Source organism: Mycobacterium sp. URHB0021 (genome assembly GCF_054057895.1).
In genome coordinates this window covers 1,499,550-1,515,274 of record NZ_JBSRZT010000002.1, presented here as the reverse complement: position 1 = coordinate 1,515,274, position 15,725 = coordinate 1,499,550, and the positions used below count along the sequence as shown (strand labels likewise).

The 15,725-nt window shown below is 67.2% G+C and carries 15 protein-coding genes and 4 pseudogenes; 14 read left to right on the top strand and 5 right to left on the bottom strand.

Translation table 11 applies throughout. The features are described from left to right. Positions 1 to 36: 36 nt before the first annotated feature. Entirely contained in the window at positions 37 to 465 is a 429-nt protein-coding gene (locus ACVWWN_RS09630; protein WP_457143693.1) for a cupin domain-containing protein, read from the top strand. A 14-nt stretch (positions 466 to 479) separates the two neighbouring features. Continuing rightward, on the top strand, positions 480 to 1,388 hold the full coding sequence (locus tag ACVWWN_RS09625) for a hypothetical protein (protein ID WP_457149068.1): 909 nt from the start codon (positions 480 to 482) through the stop codon (positions 1,386 to 1,388). Here the strand turns inward: ACVWWN_RS09625 and ACVWWN_RS09620 are convergent. After that, positions 1,385 to 3,218 (bottom strand): annotated as a pseudogene (locus ACVWWN_RS09620) (acyl-CoA dehydrogenase). The gene ACVWWN_RS09625 and the pseudogene ACVWWN_RS09620 overlap by 4 nt on opposite strands. A 183-nt stretch (positions 3,219 to 3,401) precedes the next feature. Here ACVWWN_RS09620 and ACVWWN_RS09615 point away from each other — a divergent pair. The 3 genes from ACVWWN_RS09615 to ACVWWN_RS09605 all read left to right on the top strand — a co-directional run bounded on the left by ACVWWN_RS09615 (position 3,402) and on the right by ACVWWN_RS09605 (position 6,631). Beyond that, positions 3,402 to 3,761: a hypothetical protein gene (locus ACVWWN_RS09615; RefSeq protein WP_457143692.1), complete on the top strand. Its 360-nt coding sequence runs from the start codon at positions 3,402 to 3,404 to the stop codon at positions 3,759 to 3,761. 175 nt (positions 3,762 to 3,936) lie between these two features. Beyond that, a complete protein-coding gene (locus tag ACVWWN_RS09610) occupies positions 3,937 to 6,144 on the top strand; it encodes a DUF4185 domain-containing protein (protein ID WP_457143691.1) in 2,208 nt (735 codons plus the stop codon). A 4-nt stretch (positions 6,145 to 6,148) separates the two neighbouring features. Beyond that, a complete protein-coding gene (locus ACVWWN_RS09605; protein WP_457143690.1) occupies positions 6,149 to 6,631 on the top strand; it encodes a hypothetical protein in 483 nt (160 codons plus the stop codon). A 19-nt stretch (positions 6,632 to 6,650) separates the two neighbouring features. Here ACVWWN_RS09605 and ACVWWN_RS09600 read toward each other — a convergent pair whose 3' ends face one another. Beyond that, on the bottom strand, positions 6,651 to 7,346 hold the full coding sequence (locus ACVWWN_RS09600; RefSeq protein WP_457143689.1) for a M15 family metallopeptidase: 696 nt from the start codon (positions 7,344 to 7,346) through the stop codon (positions 6,651 to 6,653). A gap of 74 nt (positions 7,347 to 7,420) precedes the next feature. On the opposite strand from ACVWWN_RS09600, the gene ACVWWN_RS09595 reads away from it, so the two are divergent. The 5 genes and pseudogenes from ACVWWN_RS09595 (at position 7,421) to ACVWWN_RS09575 (ending at position 11,012) form a co-directional block, all read left to right on the top strand. Further along, positions 7,421 to 8,698: a cytochrome P450 gene (locus tag ACVWWN_RS09595; RefSeq protein WP_457143688.1), complete on the top strand. Its 1,278-nt coding sequence runs from the start codon at positions 7,421 to 7,423 to the stop codon at positions 8,696 to 8,698. 9 nt (positions 8,699 to 8,707) lie between these two features. Beyond that, positions 8,708 to 9,829 (top strand): XdhC family protein, encoded by a 1,122-nt coding sequence (locus ACVWWN_RS09590; protein WP_457143687.1) that lies wholly within the window; start codon positions 8,708 to 8,710, stop codon positions 9,827 to 9,829. Between the two features lie 140 nt (positions 9,830 to 9,969). Further along, a pseudogene (locus ACVWWN_RS09585) lies at positions 9,970 to 10,179 on the top strand (FAD binding domain-containing protein); the annotation flags it as partial. After that, a pseudogene (locus tag ACVWWN_RS09580) lies at positions 10,172 to 10,644 on the top strand ((2Fe-2S)-binding protein). The pseudogenes ACVWWN_RS09585 and ACVWWN_RS09580, both read left to right, overlap by 8 nt. A 53-nt stretch (positions 10,645 to 10,697) precedes the next feature. After that, entirely contained in the window at positions 10,698 to 11,012 is a 315-nt protein-coding gene (locus ACVWWN_RS09575; protein ID WP_457143686.1) for a DUF732 domain-containing protein, read from the top strand. 9 nt (positions 11,013 to 11,021) lie between these two features. Here ACVWWN_RS09575 and ACVWWN_RS09570 read toward each other — a convergent pair whose 3' ends face one another. After that, complete coding sequence (locus tag ACVWWN_RS09570) at positions 11,022 to 11,369, bottom strand: DUF1905 domain-containing protein (RefSeq protein ID WP_457143685.1); 348 nt, start codon at positions 11,367 to 11,369, stop codon at positions 11,022 to 11,024. 31 nt (positions 11,370 to 11,400) lie between these two features. Between ACVWWN_RS09570 and ACVWWN_RS09565 the strand changes: the two are divergent. Further along, positions 11,401 to 12,295 (top strand): annotated as a pseudogene (locus ACVWWN_RS09565) (NAD(P)-dependent oxidoreductase). On the opposite strand, the gene ACVWWN_RS09560 reads toward ACVWWN_RS09565, so the two are convergent. After that, positions 12,292 to 12,552: a hypothetical protein gene (locus tag ACVWWN_RS09560; RefSeq protein WP_457143684.1), complete on the bottom strand. Its 261-nt coding sequence runs from the start codon at positions 12,550 to 12,552 to the stop codon at positions 12,292 to 12,294. The pseudogene ACVWWN_RS09565 and the gene ACVWWN_RS09560 sit on opposite strands and share 4 nt — an antisense overlap. Before the next feature lie 98 nt (positions 12,553 to 12,650). Here ACVWWN_RS09560 and ACVWWN_RS09555 point away from each other — a divergent pair, with 98 nt between their 5' ends. Next, positions 12,651 to 13,067 (top strand): nuclear transport factor 2 family protein, encoded by a 417-nt coding sequence (locus tag ACVWWN_RS09555; RefSeq protein WP_457143683.1) that lies wholly within the window; start codon positions 12,651 to 12,653, stop codon positions 13,065 to 13,067. Positions 13,068 to 13,083: 16 nt separating this feature from the next. On the opposite strand, the gene ACVWWN_RS09550 is transcribed toward ACVWWN_RS09555, so the two are convergent. Then, a complete protein-coding gene (locus ACVWWN_RS09550; protein WP_457143682.1) occupies positions 13,084 to 14,331 on the bottom strand; it encodes a DUF222 domain-containing protein in 1,248 nt (415 codons plus the stop codon). 91 nt (positions 14,332 to 14,422) lie between these two features. On the opposite strand from ACVWWN_RS09550, the gene ACVWWN_RS09545 reads away from it, so the two are divergent. Together ACVWWN_RS09545 and ACVWWN_RS09540 are read left to right on the top strand one after the other, a co-directional pair. Then, positions 14,423 to 14,767: a transposase gene (locus tag ACVWWN_RS09545; protein ID WP_457143681.1), complete on the top strand. Its 345-nt coding sequence runs from the start codon at positions 14,423 to 14,425 to the stop codon at positions 14,765 to 14,767. Between the two features lie 35 nt (positions 14,768 to 14,802). After that, positions 14,803 to 15,705, top strand: coding sequence for a transposase (locus ACVWWN_RS09540; RefSeq protein WP_457143680.1), 903 nt, complete (start codon positions 14,803 to 14,805; stop codon positions 15,703 to 15,705). Positions 15,706 to 15,725 lie beyond the last annotated feature (20 nt).

The window sequence follows — 15,725 nt, the reverse complement described above, 5'->3', positions numbered from 1 at the left end:
CCCTAGTAACCGGAAACAACGACCGAAGGAGCCGGCATGGCCAGCGACACGGCAGCACCGCAACCCGCGTGGATGAACGCGCTCACCGTCCTGCAGGAGGTGACGCCGCCGGCCATTCCCGAAGGGGCGCATGCGATGACCGTGACCATCGAGTACCCGCCCGGTGATCCCGGCACCCCGGCGCACCGGCACAGCGGGCCGGCGTTCGGCTATGTGCTCGAGGGTGAGATGAGGTTCGAACTCGAAGGCGAGGCACCCCGGGTCGTGCGGGCCGGCGAAACCTTCTGGGAGCCGGGCGGCGACGTGATCCACTACCAGGACGGCAACGCCCGCGACGACATCAAGGTCCGCTTCCTCGTCACGATGCTGTGCGTTCCGGGCCAGCCCATGCTGACATTCGTCGACGACGAGGAACTCGCCGCCCGCCGGGACCGCCGCGTCCCGGCCGAAGAGAACAACAAGTGAGGGAACAGACTCCGATGTCGAAGATCCTGCTTCAGACGACCATCGTCGAATATCCCGACGACTGGGACATCAGCCGCTTCTCGATGCTCGCCGACGAACTGCGGTCCGCCGGCCACCAGGTGACGGCGCGCAACCGGCTCAGCCGTGCCGACGACTGTCCGATCCTGAGCCGCCTCGATGAGCTCGACTACGACCAGCTCTGGCTGATGGCCGTCGACATCGGTGACGGCCTGACCGCTGCCGACTCCGAGGCGATCGTGCGCTTCCGCGAGAACGGAGGCGGGGTGCTGACCGCCCGCGACCACCAGGACCTGGGCAGCTGCCTACTCGGGCTCGGGTCGCTGGGCGAGGTCAACCAGTTCCACGACAAGAACCCCGACCCCAGCGCGATGTGCGATGACCAGGACACCCCCACCATCTCATGGCCCAACTACCACTCCGGCGCCAACGGCGACTATCAGCCGGTGTTCGTTGAAAGGCCGGTGCACGAGTTGCTGCGCACCACGCGCAGCGACAGTGGACGGATCGAGTGGTTTCCGGCGCACCCGCACGAGGGCGCGGTGACGGCACGGGCGCCGTACGCCGCTGCCCTCGCGCAGGGCCGCAGCACCGCGTCGGGGCGGCGATTCAATCTCGCGGTCGTGCTGGACGGCGAACCCGGTCCGGCCGGCCGGCCGATGGGCCGGGCGCTCGCCGCGTCGACGTTTCACCACTTCGCCGACTACAACTGGGATCTTGATCGAGGAGCGCCGTCTTTCGTCACCGAACCGCCGGGCACCGCGATCAAGGCGGACCCGTCCCGGCTGGCGACCTTCAAGGACTACGTCCGCAACATCGCATCCTGGCTGCATCCCGTAACCGACCGTCATGGCGTCGGAGCCGCGATCACAACGTCCGCGGCCGCCGCGGCGATTCTCGACTAGAAGGCGTCGTCGCTGAGCTCCATGACAGCGAGATCGTCATTCTCGATCGTGAGCCGAAGGGCGGACAGATGCGGCAGCACCGTGGCGGCGAAAAACCGTGCCACCGCCACCTTTCCACGATAGAACTCCCGATCACGAACTGCGTGTTGATCGAGCGCCCGAAGCGCGATGCCGGCATGGCGAAGCAGAAGCCACCCGATCAGCAGGTCACCGAGGCCCAGAAGGAACGGCACGGACTGCAATCCGATCCGGTAGAGGAGCCTGGCATCGCTGCCCGATTCTCGGTGGAGATCGGCGAAGCGCGCCACGATCGCGTCGATGTCGGCAAGAGCCACCGCCAACCGATCCATGCCGTCCCGCAGGCGCGGATGCACGGTCGTGCTCTCGGCTTCCTGCCGCACCTGCGACAGGACATGATCCAGCGCGCCGCGTCGATCACGAAAAATCTTGCGAAACAACAGGTCGTGCGCCTGGATCCCGGTGGTGCCCTCGTAGAGTGAGTCGATCTTGGCGTCGCGGATGTACTGCTCGAGCGGGTAGTCGGTGAGGTAGCCCGAACCACCGAGGATCTGCAACGACTCGGTGAGGTACTGGTAGCTCCGCTCCGCCCCCGCCCCTTTGACGATGGGTAGAAGCAGGCCGTTGACGCGCGCTGCCATCTCGGCGTCGGCTTCCGACACGATCTGCGCCGCCGCGCCGTCCTGGTGCGCCGCGGCGTAGAGATACAGCGCACGCAGGCCCTCGGCGTATGCCTTCTGCATGAGAAGCGATCGGCGGACATCGGGGTGACCGACGATGGCGATGCGGGGCGCGGCCTTATCCGTCATCTGGGTCAGGTCGGCGCCCTGCAGGCGGGTCTTGGCGTAGTCGAGTGCGTTCAGATATCCGGTGGAAAGGGTGGCAATTGACTTGATTCCCACCATCATTCGCGCGAATTCCATGATCCTGAACATCTGCACGATGCCGTTGTGGGTGTCCCCGACGAGCAGGCCGACGGCGGGCACATCGTGCTGCCCGAACGTCAGCTCGCACGTGGCCGATGCGGTCAGCCCCATCTTGTGTTCCAGCCCGGTGGCGAAGACGCCGTTGCGTAACCCGGGCTCGCCGGTTTCCGGGTCCGGCAGATATTTGGGCAGGACGAACATGCTCAGGCCCTTCGTACCCGGCTCGGCGCCGACCGGCCGTGCCAGTACGAGGTGGGCGATGTTCTCGAAGAGGTCGTCGGAGTCCCCCGACGTGATGAACCGCTTGACACCGTCGATGTGCCAGGTGCCGTCACCTTGGTCGACCGCCTTGGTGCGGACCGAGCCGACGTCCGAACCGGCATCCGGTTCGGTGAGCACCACGGTGGCGCCCCAATTGCGTTCCATGCCGAAGGCTGCCCAGCGGCGTTGTTCGGCGTTGCCGACGCTGTAGAGCACGTCGAACATGGCCGGCCCCACCAGGTAGAAGAAGGCCGCCGGTTGTCCGCCGAAGAGGAACTCGTTGATGGCGCACACGACCGTGCTGGGAGTGCGCACGCCGCCGGTGGCCTCCTCAAGGCCGACGCGGGACCAACCCGCGTCCATCCAAGCCCGCACCGCGGACTTGAACGCATCGGGCAGAGTCACCCCGTGTGTGCGCGGATCGAAGGTGGGGGGATTGCGGTCCCCCTCGGTGAAGGGTTCGGCCAACGGTCCCTGCGCCAGCCGCGCGGCCTCGCCGAGCATGTCCCGGACCGTATCGCCGTCCAGGTCGCCGAACTCGCCGCCGGCCAACGTCTTCTCGAGTTCGAGCTACCTCGAACAGATTGAATTCCAGGTCTCGGACGTTGGGCTTGTAATGCCCCATCGTGCCCCCCATCGAGCCCAGGTCTCTGCCGGGGGCCGACATATCGATCGTTTCCCCGAGCGGGTTCGAGGGTAGACCCCCACACCCGGTCCTGGCACCGACGGCATAGCCGACATCGCGCCGACGTTGCGCCGAAGTTGCGCGCTTTTCTGCCATGGTTGTGTCGGCTGGTAGAGGAGAGACATGGCTGAGGCGGGATTCTGGATCGCGTGGGGGTTGCCGGCGCGTGGCCGCGAGAGGCAGGCGCTGGAGCTTCTGCGGGAGTCCACCACGGGCTACCTCGAGCGACTCCGGGACGACGGTCGGATCGAACGTTTCGACACCGCGATCCTGAAACCGCAGACCACGGAGCTGGGCGGCTTCATCCTCATCCAGGGCAGCCAGGAGCAGATCGACTCGCTGCGCCGCGACCCGGATTTCCAGACCTGGGTGAATCAAATCCAGCTGGTCGCAGACCGGGTCGGGATGGTCGACGCGTGGGTCAATGCGGGGCTCGGCGAGGCCATCGGCCGGTACGAGGAGGCGCTGCGGCGGCTGGAGTGAATCTCGCACCACCGCTATTGCTGCCGCTTTTCGGCTGGAGACAAAGCCCAACAAGATCAGAAACTGCAGCGACGGCTGAGGTTCATGGGACATTTGTCCCTTTTTGCTGTGCGGTGGTTTCGCGTGCTATTTAATAGCCCTGATTGTCGGGGAAGGAGCAATCGGAGGAACACGCATGGGCGCAGCAGCCTATATCGGTCGAGTCGGCGGCCTTGCGGTCTGTTTGGGGGTCGGCACAGCGATCGCCACCGGACACGGCGTCGCATTCGCCGACGACACCCCGTCGGACACATCGAACTCGACGAACTCGAACACCTCCTCCGGCACTGGAGCGGATACCGGTACGAATTCCGGTACCGACTCGACGGGCGCTGAGTCGGCGACGGCAACCACGCCGGGAGCCTCCACCACCCAGTCGACCCAGTCGACCGAACCGGCGCAGACCGGACAGTCCGGCACCGCCTCCCAAACGGGGACGGCCCAGAACACCCAGACGCAGACGTCGACCACGACATCGACGACGGTCGCCGACGGCGTCGTGGTCAGCGCCCAGACCAACACCGGGTCCAGTGGGTCGACCGCAGCGACACCGACGCAGAGCGCCGAACCGGAAGAAGCCGAACTCGTCGAGCCCGAAGAAGTCGACCCCGCCGACGAGACCGACGAGACCATCAAGACCGTCGAGCCCACCAGACTCGAGGTCACCCCGGCGCTGTCGGCTCCCCCAGCGTCGTCGATGGTGACGTCGAATTCGAAGGGGGAGAACAGCACCGTGGCCCCAGGGCCGAGCGCGACCACCACGGTGAACGCGCGAACCGTGGCGTCGCTCAACGATCCGGGCACCAACATCGGCGCGACCGACAATGTTGCGGTGTTCACCGATGCGCGCGTGCTAGCCGCCGCGGCGCCGACGAACGTTTCACCGATGATGGCGGCCCTGGCCGCGACGCCACCGCCGCCGGCCGCGTTGCCGGATCAGCTGACGGCGATCGCCAATGTCGTTTCGAACGTGGTGGACTGGGTGCTCAATCCCTTCGCCGGCGCGGTACCGAGCACGCCCGCGCAGCCCCCTTTCATCTGGGGCCTGCTCGCCTTCGCCCGGCGAGAGTTCGACAACTTCTTCAACGCGTTGACTGGCCGGTCCGCACAGAACGTGTCGACGCTGCAAACCACCAGCCTTCCCGTCGACCAGCTGTACCTTCCGTTCCCCGGCCAGGTCAGCCCGTCGACACAGTTCGTCAGTTGGGTGACGGGCGGCTATGCCTACGAGGACCCGACCCTGGCCAACACCCTGGCCCGCTACTCGATCTACGGCACCGACCTCGGGATCATGTGGGACAACGGCATTCCCGACGATCCGGCGACTCCCGACATCGACGAACACCAGGTGCTGATCGCGGTCGGCGACACCTTCGGCGGCCCCAACTCGGCCGACTGGCGGGCGAACACAATCCTGCGGAGTTCCGACACCGATCTCACGAACGGCATCACCATTCCGAATGGACAGTGGTACACCGGCAACTGGTTCGGCGGAGCGCCTTTGGGCCCCGATGGGTTCCCGACGAGGGCGCGACAGGTGATCTTTCCCAGCGGCCTGCCCGCAGGAGTGACGCTGATCCCGACCGCGGGCGTCTCCGTCCTGACCCCGGGTGTCGGAGATTTCGGTGTCACGCAGTACATGAGCTTCATGTCGGTCACCCAATGGGGTGCGCCCGGTCAGTGGTCGACGAATTACTCCGCGCTCGCCTACTCGATTGACAACGGCGAGAACTGGACGGTCGCGCCCCAGACCGTGCGGTACAACCAACCCTGGAGTGGAAACCAGAACTTCCAGCAGGCCGCGTTCGTCCGGCCCGGGGATGGCTACGTCTACCAGTACGGCACCCCGAACGGGCGCCAGGGCGCCGCGTATCTGTCGCGTGTCACCGAAAAGGACATCCTCGACCTGACCAAGTACGAGTATTTCAACGCGGGCTCACCCGGTGGGTGGTTCGGCTGGGGAGCGACGCCCGCGGGCTGGTATGCGAACAATCCGGCCGCGGCGACACCAGTGTTCGGTGTCGACACCGGCGCGTGCGGCGTCGCCAACGCCGGCAACCAAGTCAGCGAGATGTCGGTGCAGTACAACAAGACACTGAAGAAGTACGTCGTGCTCTACGGCGACCAGTTCAACAACATCGTGATGCGCACATCCGACACGCCGCAGGGCGGATGGTCGGGCGCAAAGGTGTTGATGGGGCAGCAGAACGGCGGCATCTACGCGCCGATGATGCATCCGTGGTCGCCGTCGACCCAGGGCACGGGCACCGACCTCTATTGGAACCTGTCGCTGTGGTCCTCGTACAACGTCATGTTGATGAAGACTGATCTGACCAAGGTGTAGTCAGGTGCACCGGACCGCACTTGCCGCCGCCGCGCTACCTACGGCGCTGCTGTTCGGCGCGACAGCGTGGGCCGATCCCATTACGCCGCAGTCGGACACGCCATGCGCACCCGAACTGTCCGGTGTGATGACGTGGCCGCAGAACGACACGCTGCCGCTGGTGTGCGCCGATGAACCCGGTGGCCGTCAGTGGCAGCGTGTCACCACCCCACAGCCGCCCAACGACCGATGGTTGAGCACCGGGCCCGCGGTGACGCTGCACGGCGAAGGCCAGCGAAACCCCAATGTCGAGTCGGGCAACTGGACCGCGACTCCGCAGGACCCGGCCGGCCGGTGTCGGGCCGAGCAGCGGGTGGTCGTCAGCCCGGGTGTCCTCGGAACGCCGACAGTGTCGGAAGGCGAGCCTGGACAGCCGCTTTCGTTCCAGGTGCCGCCGCGGCTCTTCACCATCGTCTTGAGCGGCAATTGCCTGTGGGCGCACGGCTAGGTCGCGAAAGAGACTGCCGCTAGCCGACCGGGACATCGAGAATCGGCCGGTCGACCGACGCGCCTGGACCGTCGAAGTGCCACCACTCCCCCGAATACACCGTCAGGCCACCGGTTTTCATCGCGTCGCGCAATCGCGCCCGGTTCGCCTGCTCCGCCCCGCTCACGCCGTCGGTGGCATACGCGAGACCGCGCGGAGAGAAGTCGTCGAAGTCGGTGCCCATGTCGACAAGGGCGCCGTCTTTGGCGAGCGTCACGTCCACGGAGCGTCCCGCCTCGTGGCTGCGCGCGTAAGAACCGGGCCGGGCCACCCAGGCCGGGTTCGGCACCGCGTCGAACATCTTCACCTGTACGGTGTGCGGCCGGTAGCAGTCCCAGAAGACGAGTACCTCACCGCCCGCCCGAAGTGTCTGCGCGGCCGCGGCCAACCCGGGCGCCATCGATTCGTGGACCAGGCAGCGCGCATCGGGCGGGTACAGAGGTACCCCGACGAAGTTGGTCGACGACGCGTACCGAAGGTCGATGACGGCGTCGGGCACAACGGTGCGGACATCGACCAGACCGGCGGCCTGCGCCGCATCGGAAACCGGGGGTACCGGCGCCGCCGTCGCCGTCCCCGCCGCACCGAGGACCGCGGTGCACGCGCTGATCAGAATGGCGGCCACCCGGACCCGCACAACCCACCCCCTCCGCCATTGAGGTAGGCGCCCCCACATTCAGGTACTCGCCTACGCTATCGGCCCACCTTATGCGGCCTGACGATGAAGGCGTCCGCGTACAGGAGGCCATCATGACTGTCGCCACCGTCGAACCGTCGTGCCCGAGCGTGTTCGAAGCCGACCTGCCCGCCCTCTCCTACGAACAGGCGCCCAACCTGGAAGCCGCGTACCAGGACATCCAGCGGGCGCTGGGACAGCGACCGATCGCCATGGGCTCGCACGGCCCCGAGGTGCTGGGCTACGAATTGGTCCGCACCACGCTTCGCGACGTCCGGTTCTGCCCACCTCCCGGACTTGGCCTCGAGGCACAGGGCACCACCTCCGGGCTCCTGTGGGACCGCGTGACCACCAGCCTGCTCAGTGTCAACGGCGCCGACCACGCGCGTCTGCGCCGGCTGGTGTCGAAGGCCTTCACACCACGGGCCGTCGGTCGGCTCGACACGACGATCACCGACATCATCAACGAACTGATCGATCCCCTCGCCGCCACCGGACGCTGCGAGGTCGTCGCCGACATCGCCCGGCCATATCCCGTTCCCGTCATCTGCGAACTGCTGGGCGCACCGCGCGGCGACTGGCAGCTGTTCTCCGACTGGGCCGACTCGTTTTTCAAGACCTTCACCTGGAACGCCGCCGAGTATGAGCCCGAAATACTGGCCGCCTGGGGCGAACTCGACGACTACGTCGACGGCATGGTGGCCGAGCGGCGCCATGATCTGACCGATGACCTGATCTCCGATCTGATCCGCGCGGAGGACGACGGCGACCGGCTGACCATCGAAGAACTCCGGATGCTGGCGGGCGGCGTTCTGATGGCCGGCACCGACACGACCCGAAATCAGGTGGCCGCCGCGGTGGACGCCTTCTGCGACCATCCCGCCCAGTGGGAGTTGCTCGCCGAACACCCCGAACTGGCCATGAACGCGGCAGAGGAGGTGATGCGCTACTACCCCGTCGTCTTCGGTGCGATGCGCATGGCGACCGAAGACGTCGAGATCGGCGGAGTGGTCATCCCCGCGGGCACATTCGTGACGGTGAATACCGCCTCGGCCAACCGCGACCCCGGCGTCTACGACGAACCGGATCGGCTCGACATCACGCGACAGGGTGCGCCACCGATGCAGACCTTCGGTGCGGGTGCGCACTACTGCCTCGGCGCGAACCTGGCGCGCCGCGAACTCGCCGAGGCGCTCGCGGTGATGTCGCGGCGGATGCGCAAGATTCGCCGCGCGGGCCCCGCCACGTGGAAGCCGATGATCGGAATCACCGGCCCGGCGTTGCTGCCAATCGAATTCGACGCCATTTGGCCGGGCTACCATCCCCCGGGATATTCCATGTGGCAGGCATAGACTGCGACAGTGCGTGACGTTCTCGATGACTTGCTCACGGTCTGGCAGAGCGGCGGCACAGCGGGTGTCGCAACCGTCGTGCGGACCATGCGCTCCGCGCCGCGACCGCCGGGCGCGATCATGGTCGTCTCCCCCGACGGCACGGTCGCCGGGTCGGTCTCCGGTGGCTGCGTCGAGGCCGCGGTCTACGAACTCGCCAACGAGGTGGTCGAGTCGGGTCACCCCGAGCTTGCCCGATACGGCGTCAGCGACGACGACGCGTTCGCCGTCGGACTCACGTGCGGCGGGATCATCGACATCTTCGCCGAACCCGTCTCGCGCCAAACCTTTCCGCAATTGCAGGCGATCGCCGACGACATCGCATCGCACCGACCGATCGCCGTCGCCACTGTCATCGCCCACCCCGACGGCGGCCGGCTCGGACGCCGGCTGGTCGTCGGCCCGCACGCGGTCGAAGGCTCCCTGGGCTCGGCGCGTGCCGACGACGCCGTCGCCGACGACGCACGGGGGCTGCTGGCCGCCGGCCGCACCACCGTGCTGTCCTACGGACCCGATGGTCAGCGGCAGGGAAGTGGCATGGAGGTCTTCGTGGCAAGCCACGCACCGCGGCCCCGGATGCTGATCTTCGGCGCGATCGACTTCGCGGCTGCGCTGGCCCAGCAGGGGGCCCTGCTCGGATACCGGGTCACTGTGTGCGATGCCCGACCGGTCTTCGCGACCAAGGCCCGCTTTCCCGGCGCCGACGAGGTAGTCGTCGACTGGCCCGACCGGTACCTCGCCGCCCAGGCCGAGCAGGGTGCGATCGACTCGCGCACCGCGATCTGCGTTCTCACCCACGACCCCAAGTTCGACGTACCGGTGCTGCAGGTCGCCTGTCGCCTGCCCCAGGTCGACTACATCGGCGTGATGGGCTCGCGGCGTACCCACGACGACAGGATGGACCGGCTGCGCGAGGCCGGCCTGTCGGACGCCGACCTGGGTAGGTTGGCCAGCCCGATCGGCCTCGACCTGGGCGCCCGCACCCCCGAGGAGACCGCGGTGTCGATCGCCGCGGAGATCATCGCCCGTCGCTGGGGTGGCGGCGGCCGGCCACTGGCGGAGGTCGACGGCCGAATCCATCACGAGCAATGAGACAAAACCGCTGTAGATGCCGCTCTCCGATGCGATAACGTCGCTCTTCTAGCGGCGATGGGAGTGATGGATGACCGCAGCCCGGGTGGGGAGCGTCGCCACCCGCTACGCGGGCACCCGGGTCTCTCGTGTCGAGGACAACCGCCTTGCGCGGATCCGCGGGCGAGGAGGCTGTCGTCGGCCGCCCGATCGGCGATATCGCAGCCGACGAGATCGGCCTGCTCGCGATCGGCGCTGTCGGTGACATTCCCGCCGATCTGCAGGGGTCGGCCGCCTACCGGGCCAGGGTCGGGGCCACGATGGTGGCTCGCGCCTGGGAAGCTGCGACGGCGGAGGCACGCCATGCATGACCGGCCCGTGCAGGTGTCCGTCAACGGGCGGGCGACCGAGGCGACCGTCGAACCGCGCCTCACGCTCGCGGACTACCTCCGCGACAACTGCGGCCTGACGGCACCCACCTCGGCTGCGAACACGGTGCGTGCGGGGCGTGCACCGTGCTCCTCGACGGGCAGGCCGTGCGGTCCTGCCTGATCTTCGCCGTGCAGGCCGACGGCACGGAAGTGACGACGGTGGAGGGTATCGCCGCCGAGAATGGCGAGCTATCAGCAGTGCAGGCCGCGCTGCGGGAATGTCACGGTCTCCAGTGTGGATTCTGCACTCCAGGATTCGTCACGACGATCACCGCCCTGCTGCGCGACAACCCGAACCCCACCGACGACGAGATCCGGGAGGGGCTGTCGGGGAACTTCTGCCGCTGCACCGGCTATCAGGGCATCATCAACGCCGTGCGGCGGGCGGCCGAGATGCAGACGTAGCGGTTTGCTGAGGTACGTTTTCTTCGGGCGGGGTCCTTCCATGGGGGTGACGAATGAAAATTGGGCATTTGTTGGCTGCGGCCGTGGTCGCTGTCGGCACCGCGACCGTGCTTGCCGGTCCGGCACATGCCGACGACCAGCTCGACCAGCAATTTCTGCAGACCTTGCGGGACAAGGGCATCACCGTCAAGTCCGATGCCTTCGCGCTCGACCTGGCCCACTCGACATGCACCGTGCTCAACGGCGGCGGCTCGGTGGAGCAGGCGCTGCGCAAGATCAAGTCCGAGACCAAGTGGTCGGACAAGAAGTCAGTCGACTTCGGCGGGCTGGCGGCGTACGCCTACTGCCCGGACAAGCTGCCAAAGTAATTCGCCCGATCAGTCTTCGAGTTTGGCGACGACCGCCTGGATTCGAACGTGCCCGGGTGTCGGCTTTCTCGCCTCCAGCACGGACCGCTCGGCCTCCTTGCGGTACGTATAGGAAAGCTTGTCCCACGACGCGGCGGCGCTCGCTGAACCACCGCTGGTGGACTCGTTGCCACGCTCGGCGCTGAACGGCAGCAGATATCTTCCGCCCATCGGCGCCACCGTCGATCGGTACTCGTAGCCATTGACGTTGACCACGACAGCCGGCCGCTTGCCCGCCACGAGCGCGGCCACGATGTCGGCAGACACTTCGATGCCGGTGTTGTTTCCCTGCTGGAACATCGTCGTCGAGAATTTCATTCACACAGGATTACCCGGCATCGTGGACACCATGAGAATCGGGTTCATCGGACTGGGCAACATGGGCGCCGGCATGGCAGCGAATCTGCTGGAGGCCGGCCACGAGGTGACGGCGTACAACCGCTCCCCGGACAAGGTCGCGGCGCTGATCGAGAAGGGAGCGAAGGCGGCGCACACGGTGGCGGAGACATGTGGCGGCGAGGTCGTCATCACGATGCTCTCCGACGATGAGGCCGTCGAGGCGGTCGCATACGGTGAGGGTGGCATCCTGGCATCCCTGGGCCGCGACGCCACGCACATATCGTCGAGCACCATCAGCGTCGCGCTGTCCGAGCGATTGACCGCCGAGCACGACGAGGCCGGCCAGCGCTTCGTCGCGGCGCCGGTGTTCGGTCGTCCCGAAGCCGCCGCGGCGGCAAAAGCTTTTCGTAGTCGCAGCGGGAACCCCCGAGTCTGTGCAGTCGGTGTCGTCCCTGTTCGACGCGATCGGTCAGCGAAGCTTCGTGGTTTCGGAGGAACCCAAGGATGCCAGCCTGGTGAAGCTCAGCGGCAATTTCCTCATCGCCTCGGTCATCGAGTCGCTCGGCGAGGCGATGGCCCTGGTCGGCAAGGCGGGTGTCGACAAGGAGCAGTACCTCGAACTTCTGACGTCCACACTGTTCAGCGCACCGATCTACAAGACCTACGGCGGACTAGTCGCCCGCGAGGAGTTCGAACCCGCCGGCTTCGCGGCGCCCCTCGGGCTCAAGGACGTACGGCTTGCCCTCTCCGCGGGTGACGCCCTGCAGGTCCCGCTGCCCATCGCCAGCCTGTTGCGCGATCGGTTCCTGACGCTGCTCGCCAACGGCGGCGCTCACCTCGACTGGTCGGCCATCGGCGCGCTGTCCGCATGGGAAGCCGGCGGACCGAATCCCGCCGCGAGTTAGAAGGGTGGGGGCTTGTTGTGTTCGGCGGCGTGCTCGTTGTTGAGTCGGCGTTGGGCTTGGATGCGGTGGGCGCGGTTCTGTGCACGGGTGCGGGTGCGGCGGGGCATGGCCAGTCCGCGGCTTGGTGGATCTGGGGGCATATCGACCCGCGCGGCCGGCGCATTGATGGGTGCGGTGGGTGTGCACAGGGTGGGGAACAGTAGCCGGCTGCCGGGGTGGGTGGTGTAGGTCTGGCCGCTGGGGGCTGTCCGTTGCACGGTGCCGTCGGGTAGTTGGCGGTCTGACCAGTCCCAGAACGTGTTGAGCAGGTGGTGTTACCGACTGGCTGAAGTACATTTTTGGGCAGCCCATTGCCGTGGCGCTACAGTGGCGTCGCCTGAGCCGACCGGTATATTCACCACGGCTGTACGAGTGCGAGGGGCTTGTGAGTACGCGAGCAGTAGTCGAGCGTTGGTTGTCGCTGTTCAATGCTGGCGATGCTGACGGTATTGCGGACCTCTACACGGAAGATGCCGTCAATCATCAGGTCGCTTTACAGCCGGTTGAGGGACGCGCGGCCATCAAGGAATTGCACCGCGGCGTCTTCGCCGCAAAGCCGGTATGCACGCCGATCAACCTCGTAGTTGATGGTGAGTGGGCGGGGCTTGAGTGGGTTGATCCTGAGGGCTTCCGAGGATGTGGATTCTTTCAGGTGCACGGTGGCCTCATCGTGCACCAGCGCGGGTACTGGGACAGCGCGCAGCTAAAGGTGACTCACCCAGACATGCACTGATCGGACCTAGGAGCGGTTATAGGGTCTTCCGCCCCAGGTGTTTTCGGCATAAACATTTCAGGTTGGAGGCGCAGGTCGGGCCGGCCGGGTAGGCGATGGTGTGGTCGAGGTCGCAGATGTAGGCGGGTTCCTCACAGCCCGGGAACCGGCACGTCAGATCCCGGCAGGGCACGAAATCGGCCAGCGCCCGCGACGGGGTGTAGCGCGGTTCGGGCCCCGCGGCGCCGGGATGGACCAGCCGCCGGAGGGTGGCCGCGCCGGCCACCTTGGCCGCCAGCAGCGGCGCGGGCAGCAGCCCACCGCCCACGATCACCGCCGGGCTGGTATGCGCGGTTGCGCCCGGGGCCGGCGGGGCCGGCTCGGTCAGCGCCTCGGCCGGGGTCTGCTCCCGCAGCGGTGGGGCGGCTCGGTCCGGCGCCGGCGGGGCCCCGTCGAGTACGGCCGGGGTGTCGTCGGTCAGGCTGTCGGCCTCGGCGATCACATGCACCACCGCCGCCGCCGATGGGCCGCCCCCGCCGCCGGCCGGGCACGCCGTCGCCCCGCACAGGCAGGCGAGGTGGTCCTGGCCGCGGCCCAACGCGCCCAGCGCATCGGCGCGGCGCTGCTGGCCGGTGCGCGGATCCGCGGCGCACACCGCGGCGGCCATCACCGCCAGACGCTGATCCAGCACCGCGGCGTCCGGGGCGAACAACACCCCCTCCACCCCGGCCGTGCCGGCACCCCCCGCACCGTCGAGCACGTCGAAGTGGCGGCCCCGGGCCCGGCGTTCCCACCGCCGCAGCGCCTGCGGGTCGTGACGGTCCACCAGTTCATCGAGGGCCCGTTCGGTCCTGGCCACCGACCACGGCCCCCACCCCACGGCCTGAGCGGCGATCTCGATGTCGACCTTGGCGCGGGCATCGGGGTCGGTGATCAGGGCGGTGCGGTAGACGATGGTGTGGACCAGCCGAGCAGAAATCAGTCCGGCGGTGAACACCTCACCCACCCGCGGCAACCGCTCCCGCAGCGCCCAGGCCAGCGTCAGCTGATGCGAGGCCACCCCCAGCGACACATTGAACGCCGCGCCGATCTCGGCGCAGACCGCATCCCAGTTGTCCAGACACCACTGCTCGCGCTCGGCGCTGCCCTCGGCGCCCCACCGCCGCGCGAGCCCATCGGCCATCGCCGCCAGCTTGCGGGCGCACGCCGCGTTCTCCACCCGCGCCCACGCCCCCACCGCACCGCCACCCGGCACACTGGCCGCCGCCACCAACTCATCGAACATACGATCGAATCTAGGCGCGTCCACTGACTCAAACTTTTTGGCAGGGTCGCAAGTTGTGGATAACTGCGGCCATGGCTGAAAGGTGGTGGACATGGTTCGGTCGCGACGGACGAAGATTGCCGCTGAGGAGAAGACGCGGTTGGTGGTGGCCGTATTGGCCAACGAGATGACCTGTGCCGAAGCAGCGCGCCGGTGCGGGGTCACGGCGGTGACGATGACCAAGTGGAAACACCAGTTCTTGGCCGCCGGTGCTGAGCGGCTCGAGGAGGTTCCCAGTGGCCCGCCGGGTGCTCGAGGCACCCCCGAGCAGCGGCGGTTGCAGATTGAAAATGAGCAGCTCAAGCTGGCGTTGGCCGAAGCGACCGTACAGCTGCGGATCTGGCAGCGCGGCGCAGCTTTGGCCGATCAGGTCCCTTCACCGACCTCGAAGCCCTAAGAGAAGCAGCGGGGCTGCCGGTTTTGAGGTACTGCGTGTTGGCCGGCATCCCCGAGCGCACCTACCGGCGACGCCTGGCTCGGCTACACCACCACGACCCGCCCAAGGGCCCGTGGCCGGCGCCGGTGGTGGACCGGATCGAGGCGCTGGCGGCCAAATACGCCGAAGCCTGGCCGGCCTGGGGCTACCGCAAGGTCGCTGCACTGATGCGCGCCGATGGCCACGAGGTCACCAACTCCTCGGTGGCTCGTGCGCTACGGCGCCGTGGACTGCTTCTGCCGCAAGGATTCCGGGCCGACCGCAAATCCTGGGCGGTACTGCGCCGAAAAGTGTTTCGGGATCCACCCACCGAACGCAACCGGGTCTGGCAGACCGACTTCTCCGAATTCGAAACCACCAACGGCGGTATCTGGCGCATCTGCGCCGTCATCGACTACGTCACCAAATACTGCCTGGCCATCACCGTCACTCCGACCGGCCGCGGCATCGATGCGCTGCACTGCCTGCAACATGCCGTCACTGAAGCCCAACGCCTACTCGGCCTCGACGACCTGCGTGCCGACCGCGGCGTCATGGACATCCTCGACGCTAACGACACCGTCATCGGACAGGCCCCAGCCCCGATCGCTGTGGTCTCTGACAACGGCCCCTGCTTTCGCGGGAAAACCTTCCAAACCGCCTTCACCGATGACGACCCCCTGTTACGACACGTCCGCACCCGGGTCAAGTCACCCCAGACCAACGGCGTCGTCGAGCGGTTCTTCGGCACCCTCAAATACGAGCACCTCTACCGCGGCTACATCGGCGACGGCGACGCCCTCGACATGGAAGTCCACCGATTCCGGATCATCTACAACACCATCCGACCCCACCAAGCCCTAGGCGACCGAACCCCCAAACAGGCCTACCTCCACCAACAAAACCTGCCAACTTCTTGACTCAAGACACGCACACCACA

Coding starts and splice junctions, on each gene's coding strand:
- ACVWWN_RS09630 (WP_457143693.1), top strand. CDS start 37: ATGGCCAGCGACACGGCAGCACCGCAACCCGCGTGGATGAACGCGCTC.
- ACVWWN_RS09575 (WP_457143686.1), top strand. CDS start 10,698: ATGAAAATTGGGCATTTGTTGGCTGCGGCCGTGGTCGCTGTCGGCACC.
- ACVWWN_RS09570 (WP_457143685.1), bottom strand. CDS start 11,369: ATGAAATTCTCGACGACGATGTTCCAGCAGGGAAACAACACCGGCATC.
- ACVWWN_RS09625 (WP_457149068.1), top strand. CDS start 480: ATGTCGAAGATCCTGCTTCAGACGACCATCGTCGAATATCCCGACGAC.
- ACVWWN_RS09615 (WP_457143692.1), top strand. CDS start 3,402: ATGGCTGAGGCGGGATTCTGGATCGCGTGGGGGTTGCCGGCGCGTGGC.
- ACVWWN_RS09600 (WP_457143689.1), bottom strand. CDS start 7,346: ATGTGGGGGCGCCTACCTCAATGGCGGAGGGGGTGGGTTGTGCGGGTC.
- ACVWWN_RS09550 (WP_457143682.1), bottom strand. CDS start 14,331: ATGTTCGATGAGTTGGTGGCGGCGGCCAGTGTGCCGGGTGGCGGTGCG.
- ACVWWN_RS09545 (WP_457143681.1), top strand. CDS start 14,423: ATGGTTCGGTCGCGACGGACGAAGATTGCCGCTGAGGAGAAGACGCGG.
- ACVWWN_RS09595 (WP_457143688.1), top strand. CDS start 7,421: ATGACTGTCGCCACCGTCGAACCGTCGTGCCCGAGCGTGTTCGAAGCC.
- ACVWWN_RS09610 (WP_457143691.1), top strand. CDS start 3,937: ATGGGCGCAGCAGCCTATATCGGTCGAGTCGGCGGCCTTGCGGTCTGT.